This is a genomic window from Cohnella cellulosilytica, from assembly GCF_042431195.1.
Lineage (GTDB): Bacteria > Bacillota > Bacilli > Paenibacillales > Paenibacillaceae > Cohnella > Cohnella cellulosilytica.
This window is the reverse complement of the sequence record NZ_JBHMDN010000027.1, coordinates 59,926-67,875: the sequence shown is the minus strand read 5'-3', so window position 1 is coordinate 67,875 and position 7,950 is coordinate 59,926. Positions and strand designations below refer to the sequence as shown.

Genomic DNA, 7,950 nt, shown 5'->3' with positions numbered 1-7,950 from the left:
GGACAATTTGATATAGAAATTATACCAAGGTTAGCGGCGGGGAGGGGGAGAAAAAGCACGGTCGCAATGACCATGCCTTTTCCACAGTTAATCGACGGCTTCTGGTACACCGCTAATCCCCCCATTTGCCGACTTTCCTCCATTTAGCGGCCTGACAGACCACTAATTCCTCCAATTGCCCACTTTCCTCCATTTAGCGGCCTGGCACACCACTAATTCCTCCAATTACCCGCTTTCCCCCATTTAGCGGCCTGGCACACCACTAATTCCTCCAATTACCCGCTTTCCCCCATTTAGCGGCCTGGCACACCGCTAATGCCCCCAGTTGCCCACTTTCCTCCATTTAGCGGCCTGTCACACCGTTAATGCTTACTTCGAGCCTGGTCAGAGGCGAATTAGCTCGCGGGACGGTACTATCGGCTGAGTCACGAGCGTTAGCCCACCGAAAAAGCATCCTGACCGACCGGATGGCAAGATGGATAGCTTGCCCAGCCGGTACACGTTCAGGATGCTTTGGAACAGCTTGATAAGCAGCTTTGGCGACAGTTCCCGGAATGAGACGGCTGTCAACGCCGCTTAAGTTTAAGGATGAATAAGCTTTTTATTCGGTAAGTAGTGCAAAGCTCTAATAAAACGAATCGTTCTCGTCTTGGCGCGCATGACGATCGAATGCGTCTCGGCGCGTTCGTCCGGCAAGTAGCGCACGCCTCCGAGGAATTCGCCGGGCGTGACGCCGGTCGCCGCGAAAATAACGTCTTCCGAGCCGATCATATCCTCCATCGATAGCACCTTGTACGGATCTTCGATGCCCATCTGAACGCACCGCGAATATTCGTTGGCGTCGGATGGCATAAGGCGTCCCTGGATCTCTCCCCCGAGGCATTTCAGGGCGGCGGCGGCCAATACGCCTTCGGGAGCCCCTCCCGACCCGACGTACAAATCGATGCCCGCTTCCGGGAACGCCGGCGCCATCGCTCCGGCGACATCCCCGTCGGTCAGGAACTTGATGCGCACTCCTACCTTGCGCAGCATCTTGATCGTCGACTCGTGGCGCACGCGGTCCAGAATCATGACGGTCAGCTCGGAGACGTTCCTGTTCAGCGCTTCGGCCGCTTTCTTAAGCGTCAGCTCCAGCGGATCCGTCAGACTCAGCTTGCCGACGAGCTGCGGTCCGACCGCCAGCTTCTCCATATACATATCCGGCGCATGCAGCAGATTGCCTTTGCCCGCTATCGCGATGACCGACATTGCGTTGTTCAGCCCTTTGGCCACGATCTCCGTTCCTTCGAGCGGATCGACGGCCACATCGACCTCCGGACCGTTCATGCTGCCGACCTGTTCCCCGATATAGAGCATCGGCGCTTCGTCCATTTCCCCTTCTCCGATGACGACCGTGCCCCTGACCGAAATCGAGTCGAACATCGCCCGCATCGCCGAAGTCGCCGCCCCGTCCGCATTGATTTTGTCGCCCCGTCCCATCCACGGAGCCGAAGCCAGCGCCGCCAATTCCGTCACGCGAACAATTTCAAGTGCCAATTCCCTCTCCATGCTGACCCCTCCACATCAATATCAATCGCGGTTAATATATCATAATATTATATATGACACAATATATAGAAATCATTTTTCCAATATAGTGCATCATAAATGGAAAAAGTATAACACTGTAAACGATACGGCAGCCTTTGTCGCCTATTGCGCCAAACTATGGCAATATTCTCTCTTCCGTATCGTCTCACGTGGTCGCTAAGGCTTATTTTTATAATCAAATAGTCCTTTCTGTGTTGTTCGAAGCAAGGAGATTTAATATGATAATTGCGTTAGGGCGTGTCTTCAAACCCGCTCAGGGGTATCTATCACCGCCTTTTCGCCCCCTGCTTCGTCACTTTTGCTTGACGTACCTCCGGTACGCCTTCACAAAAGTTCCTTGCATGGAATGAAAATTCGGCATTCTCTGCTGTCCTCGGAGTATGAAAACACGCCCTAGTCGGAACCTCGGCAAAACCATATTTGGAGTCAGGAGCGTGAAGATGATGAAAAAGAAACTGCTCGCGGGAGCCCTCGGATTGTCCATGCTGGCCAGCATGGGAGCGGGAGCTTACGCCGCATCCAATCTTCAAGAGATCAAAGCTTACTTGAATAGCGGCCTTAAATTCAAAGTGGACGGAGTGCCGGTTCAACTGAGAGACGGCAACGGCAGTACGGTTCTGCCGATCACTTACAACGGAACGACCTATCTTCCCGTCCGGGCCGTATCCGATGCGCTGGGCGTCGCGGTAAATTACGATGCGAAAGCCGGCACGGTGCATCTTGGCGAAAGGTCCGAGGGCGTATCGATTGTAGACGGCTTCGAAGATATGTACCAGACGAAGGACCCGTCCAAAACGTCCTACAATGGCAAAGATTATAAGGAAGTCTATTTTAATAACGCTGCAGGCTCGCGCTCCGGCTCTTTCATGCTGTATCCGAAAAAGAAATATCAGAAACTCTATCTTCAGGTCGCCGCTGTCGGTAAAGATATTGAAGAACTGAAGATTCAGGAGAGCGGTTCTTTGAAGGAGCTGCTGCAAACCTCAGTAACGATGGATGAAGGGTTGAAAACGATCGAAGTGGACATCGGCGGAATCGAGGCCTTGTACATCAATGCGGACTTAGTCGATGGCGGAGCGATGTTCGTTCCCCTTATTGCGTCCTACTACAAGTAAACTAAAATAAGGGAACCACTCTCGTGGTTCCCCGGTTTGGCGTGGAGAGGGGGCCCAAAAGTCATCATAAGATGACAGGGGACGCCCCTCTTTTCATTTTTTCAAACAAAAAGAAACCGCTCTTCGGCAAGTTACTCCCCACCCCGCACAACATGATGGTCATCGCCGCCCGCAGCGTCAGCAGGGACAAGTCCCGATGCCGGTCAGCGCGGACAAGTAAATAATCGCGTTAAAGCCGACGTCCTTCCAGATTCCGGGAACGTCGGCGCCATCGCTCCGGCGACATCCCCGTCGGTCAGGAACTTGATGCGCACTCCTGCCTTGCGCAGCGTCTTGATCGTCGACTCGTGGCGCACGCGGTCCAATATCATGACGGTCAGCTCGAAGACGTTACAATTTCAAGTGCCAATTCCCTCTTCGCCCCCCTCCAAAATCAACCTTCAGCAGTCCTCATATTGATTGTCCAAAAGCGCATTGGTTTTGACACTTGGAAAAAAACAAGCTATATTTACTTAGGGAGGCTAAATACATATGATTCATCCGTTCAGGAATAATGTCGGATATTTGGTGAAGCAGATATTCAAGGATTTCAATCATGAATATGAACGAAGACTGGAAGACTATGGCCTTACCGCCGCTCAGGTCAACGTGTTGGAGCTCTTATGGATTCACGGTGACGGAGTAACCCAGAAAGAATTGCACGAAAGGCTCAAAATTCGTCCGGCTTCGCTTACGAACCTGTTGAATACCCTTGTTGCGGGAAATTGGATATTCCGCAAGCCGGATCTGCAGGACGCCCGAACGAACAGAGTGTTCCTGACAGAGCGGGGCAAGGCGCAATGCAAGATTTGTATGGAGATCATTACGGAACTTGAACAAGTCGCCAGACAAGGCTTGTCGCCGGAAGAAATTGCGTTATTGCTAGTCTGGATGAAAAAAATCCAGCGAAATTTATCGTAAAAATAAGCGGGGAATCAAGGTTTATTTCAAAATTATATTTAGCCTAACTAATCGTATAGTCTGCAAATAAATGGATTGGAGGAAGAATCGGTGGTTTACTATTATTTATGTTCCTCTGTCACTTTGATCAGTGCAATCGTCAGCTTCGGGTTCTCGCTCGATGCTTATTCCAAGGCGAAAAGGCAAGGTGAAAGCGCCTTGACGAACGCGATGTACGCAATGTCCCGAAGTTTTTCTCTGGTTTTAGCCTGTCTTATTCCGATCTTTTTTGAAACGTATTCTTATCTGTTGGCCGTTGCGGCTGCAATGATTGGCGTACAGTTTTTTGACGGGTTCGTAGGCCTTAGAGTGAAAAATGCATTTAAGACGATCGGTCCGTTTGCAACCGCCGCGGGCAATGGACTCCTGCTGCTTTTGCTGCTGCTGAATTAACCTGTGAAATTTTCGTTGATCATCCCCCTCCAAACTGCTCTCCCCGGGTTTTCATTCCCGAACCTCCGATTCACAAAACGATTGCAAATGAAGCGCCAGCCGCTGGATTTTGCGGATAGCGCTTCACATGGGAAAGGAGAGCAGTCGGAATCGCGGACTCGTCCTTATCCGCTGCGGGACCGCATGTCCCGACAAACGACAGGAGATGGACTTGCCTCCGATCCCTCTCTGGATCAACAGGAATATTAGCCTTTAACCGACCCGAGCATAATGCCGCCGATAAAATATTTCTGCACGAACGGATACACGAGCAGAATCGGCACCGTCACGACGATGGTCGTCGCCGCCCGCAGCGTCAGCGGGGACAAGTCCCGATAGCGGTTGTACAGCACCTGCTGGTCGCGGATTTGCTGCAAGCCTTCCATCTCCAGCAGCAGCCGTCGCAAATACACCTGCAGCGTATCGAATTTGCCGCTCGGATTGTACAGCACGACGTCGAACCACGAATTCCAATGCGACACCGCCAAGTAGACGGACACCGCCGCGAACACCGGCACGCAGATCGGGATCACGATCCGCCAGTAGATGCGAAACTCGCTCGCGCCGTCGATTCTCGCCGATTCGAACAGCGCGTCCGGCTGGTTCTGGATATACGAGGAGATGAGCAGCATGAAGTACACGTTAAACATGGCGGGCAGCCAGTACACATGGAAGCTGTTCGTCAGCCCAAGGTTGACGATGAGCAGGTAGACCGGGAAGAAGCCGCCGTTAAAATACATCGTAATGAAAAACAAAATCCGCAAAAACTTCCGTCCGGAAAAATGGCGAATGTTCACCAAATACGCGAGCAGCCCCGTCGCCAGCAGGCAGACGACCGTTCCGACGACGACGCGCAGAACCGACCACATGAGGCCGTTGAGCATTTTCTTGTTCTGAAACAACAGCTCGTAGGCGGAGAACGACAGCTTGCGCGGGAACAGGTAGATGCCGCCGCGCGCCACGTCGACCCCGTCGTTTAGCGAGATGGCCAACAGATTCAGGAACGGGTAGATCATGAGCGCGCAGAAGACGAGCATAAAGCCGACGTTAACCGTATCGAATACCCGGCTCCCGAGCGTTGGTTTCAAATAGTCGCGCATTCTCGTTCCCTCCTTACAAAATCGAAGTATCGAAAAACTTTTTGGCGATCCGGTTCATGCTGATGACGATCAGCACGCTGACGACGGCTTTCATCAGGTTGACGGCGGCGGCGAACGAATAGTAGCCGAGCTGGACGCCATACTTGTAGACGTACGTGTCGATAACCTCGGAATATTCCGCCGTCGTCGGCGATCCGATCAGCAGCTGCTGCTCGAAGCCGGCGTTCAGAATGCCGCCGAGGCCGAGAATCCACAGCAAAATGATCGTCGTGCGGATGCCGGGCAAATAGATGTGCCAGACGATGCCGAACCGACCGATGCCGTCCACCTTGCCCGCCTCGATCTGCTCGCGGTCGATGCTGGCGAGCGCGGACAAGTAAATAATCGAGTTAAAGCCGACATCCTTCCAGATATTCGAGGTCGTCAGAATGCCCCAGAAATATTTGCCCTCCCCGAGGAAGGAGATCGGCTCGCGAATGAAGCCGAAGTCGATCAGCAGCTTGTTGAGCAGACCGTCGCTGCCGAGCAGCGTAAACAGAATGCTCGCCACGACGACCCACGAGATGAAATAAGGAATATAGGAAAGCGTCTGCGCGAACCGCTTGAACGCTTTGTTCTTCAGCTCGTTAAGCAGCAGCGCGAGAATCAGCGGAGCCGGCAGGCCGAACAAAATATTCAGGCCGCTGATCGCAAACGTGTTTCTCATAATCGTGCCGAAATCGGGAGAGTTGAAAAAGCGCTCGAAATGCGTAAAGCCGGCCCATTCCCCCGAGAAAAAAGAATGCCCCGGCACGTAGTTCTGAAAAGCGATAATCATGCCGTACATCGGATAATAAGAAAAGACGAGCACCCAGACGATCATGGGCACGGCCATGATCCAAATTTGCCGTTCCTTCGCGATCCGCCGTAGCCAAGTGTTCATGCCAAGCTGCCTCCTAGCGGCCTTAACGAAGCAAAAGAGGAAGGGCCGCGCTTCCGGCGCTCTTCCTCTTTGCTGCGGACGGCCTATTGATTCAAAATTGCCAATTGCTTCTTGTACTCTTCGGTTCTGTATTTCTCCAGATCCTGCAGGCCGAGCTTGTTCGCTTTGTCTCTCAGATCGTTAAACGTATTGACCAGTTCGTCTTCCGTTTTCCGCGTAACCGCTTGGGCGAAGCCGTTCTTCACCAGGTCCTCGATCTGCTGGTTGACGAGCGTGTACGGATTGTCGACGGAGAAGACGACCCGGCGGGCGGTATTGTCGTAGATCGTGTCCTTCGTATTGTCGTACATCAGCTTCTTCCACTTGTCTTCCTCGATAAAGTTCTGGTCGTACCAGGCCGTGCTCTTGTTGTCGTCGTCCAGCAGGCCCTGCCCGTGCACGAGCCAGTAGCGGTTGCCGCCGAGCTGGTCGGCTTTCTCGTAATCGAACGTGCCGTCGAGCAGCGCGGTCTTCTGCGCCTCGTTAAAGCTCCACTTGCCGTCTTCCTCGTAGTTCCACAGCGAATCCTCCTCGTTCGGCACCCCCCATCCGAGCAGGCGCGTTCCCATCGGAGACATCGTGAAATCGAGAAACTTAATAATCGCTTCCGGATTTTTAACTTTGTCGGTCAATACGGTGTAGTTCCAGCCTCTCGCATCCTTGGGCGAGAGATACGCCGCCTCCGCGTCCGCCGCTTTGATCGCGATCTGGACGTAGCGCATGTCGTCCTGGTAATCCGCGACCGTATTGCGCCAAATCTCGTGTCCGGCGTTCCAGGACTGCCACCACGATCCGATATGGCCGATGATTCTTTCGTTCGTGAACTTCGTTTTCCAATCGTCGAATTTGTTGATGAACAGGTCCGGATCGAGCAGCCCGTCGCGATATACCTGGTTGTAGAAGCGCGCGGCCTCCAGGCCTTCGGACGTGTTCAGCCAGTGCGTCAGGTTGTGGTCGGCGTCTTCCTTGTAGCCGTCCTTCAGCCCCCAGATGCCCATGACGTTGTTGATGTTGACCTGGTCGTTCCAGGAGAGCGCGTACACCTTCTCGCCCTGGGCGTTCGTCGGATGCGCCGCGACCATCTGCTTCAGCACCCCGTAATAATCCTCCGGCGTCTCGATCTTCGGCGAGCCCAGCTCCTCGTACCAGTCCAAGCGGATATGGGCCGTAAAGTCGGGTCCCGGAAGATAACCCCAGCCGCGGGGCAGGCCCCACAGCTTGCCTTCCTCGTCCAGATACGTTTTGTATTTGTCGCCGAGCGCTTTCTTGATGTTCTGCCCGTATTGGTCGACATACGACGTCAAGTCGATGATTTTGCCCTGGGCCTTCCACTTGTCCACCGTATCGTCGTCCATCGCCGCGATGACTTCCGGGTACTCGCCGGAGGCGAGCATCAGGTTGAGCCGTTCCTTCGGATCGACGTCGTATACGGTTTTCTTCAGATCCACGTTAAAATTGGCCAGCAAGTAATCGTGCAGTCGCACCGTATCGCGGGCCACCTTGTCCGGATTGTCCCGATCCGCCTGGTAGAAATCGATGACGGTCGTCTGTCCCGGCTTGACCCAGCCGAACGCGTTCGTCTCTCCCGTCGTTTCCGCTCCGGAAGACGACGGCTGCGCCGAAGACGCCGCCGGTCCCTCCTCCTTCCCGGACGAACAGCCCGCCAACAGTCCGACGACAAGCGCTGCCGTCATGATGATGCTCGATGTCTTTTTCACTCGCGTAAACTCCCCTCTTCTGCGATAGCCTCGGC

7 protein-coding genes and 1 pseudogene are annotated in these 7,950 nt (G+C 53.7%); 3 read left to right on the top strand and 5 right to left on the bottom strand.

Translation table 11 applies throughout. The features are described 5' to 3' along the window. Nucleotides 1-582: 582 nt before the first annotated feature. On the bottom strand, nucleotides 583-1,548 hold the full coding sequence (gene glpX / locus ACFFT4_RS19615; protein ID WP_378050509.1) for a class II fructose-bisphosphatase: 966 nt from the start codon (nucleotides 1,546-1,548) through the stop codon (nucleotides 583-585). A gap of 482 nt (nucleotides 1,549-2,030) precedes the next feature. Here glpX and ACFFT4_RS19610 point away from each other — a divergent pair, with 482 nt between their 5' ends. Continuing rightward, a complete protein-coding gene (locus ACFFT4_RS19610; protein WP_378050508.1) occupies nucleotides 2,031-2,705 on the top strand; it encodes a stalk domain-containing protein in 675 nt (224 codons plus the stop codon). A gap of 245 nt (nucleotides 2,706-2,950) precedes the next feature. Here ACFFT4_RS19610 and ACFFT4_RS19605 read toward each other — a convergent pair. Next, nucleotides 2,951-3,094, bottom strand: a pseudogene (locus tag ACFFT4_RS19605) (fructose-bisphosphatase class II); the annotation flags it as partial. A 142-nt stretch (nucleotides 3,095-3,236) separates the two neighbouring features. On the opposite strand from ACFFT4_RS19605, the gene ACFFT4_RS19600 reads away from it, so the two are divergent. Beyond that, a complete protein-coding gene (locus ACFFT4_RS19600; protein ID WP_378050507.1) occupies nucleotides 3,237-3,665 on the top strand; it encodes a MarR family winged helix-turn-helix transcriptional regulator in 429 nt (142 codons plus the stop codon). 90 nt (nucleotides 3,666-3,755) lie between these two features. Then, entirely contained in the window at nucleotides 3,756-4,097 is a 342-nt protein-coding gene (locus ACFFT4_RS19595) for a hypothetical protein (protein WP_378050506.1), read from the top strand. A 245-nt stretch (nucleotides 4,098-4,342) separates the two neighbouring features. Here the strand turns inward: ACFFT4_RS19595 and ACFFT4_RS19590 are convergent, their stop codons facing one another. The 3 genes from ACFFT4_RS19590 to ACFFT4_RS19580 form a co-directional block, all read right to left on the bottom strand. Continuing rightward, nucleotides 4,343-5,236, bottom strand: coding sequence for a carbohydrate ABC transporter permease (locus ACFFT4_RS19590; protein ID WP_378050505.1), 894 nt, complete (start codon nucleotides 5,234-5,236; stop codon nucleotides 4,343-4,345). A gap of 13 nt (nucleotides 5,237-5,249) precedes the next feature. Beyond that, nucleotides 5,250-6,158 carry an ABC transporter permease gene (locus ACFFT4_RS19585; RefSeq protein ID WP_378050504.1) on the bottom strand — a complete coding sequence of 303 codons (909 nt, stop codon included), beginning with the start codon at nucleotides 6,156-6,158 and terminating at the stop codon, nucleotides 5,250-5,252. Between the two features lie 83 nt (nucleotides 6,159-6,241). Then, the gene (locus ACFFT4_RS19580; RefSeq protein WP_378050503.1) at nucleotides 6,242-7,915 is read right to left on the bottom strand and encodes a type 2 periplasmic-binding domain-containing protein; all 1,674 of its coding nucleotides are present in this window, start codon (nucleotides 7,913-7,915) and stop codon (nucleotides 6,242-6,244) included. Nucleotides 7,916-7,950 lie beyond the last annotated feature (35 nt).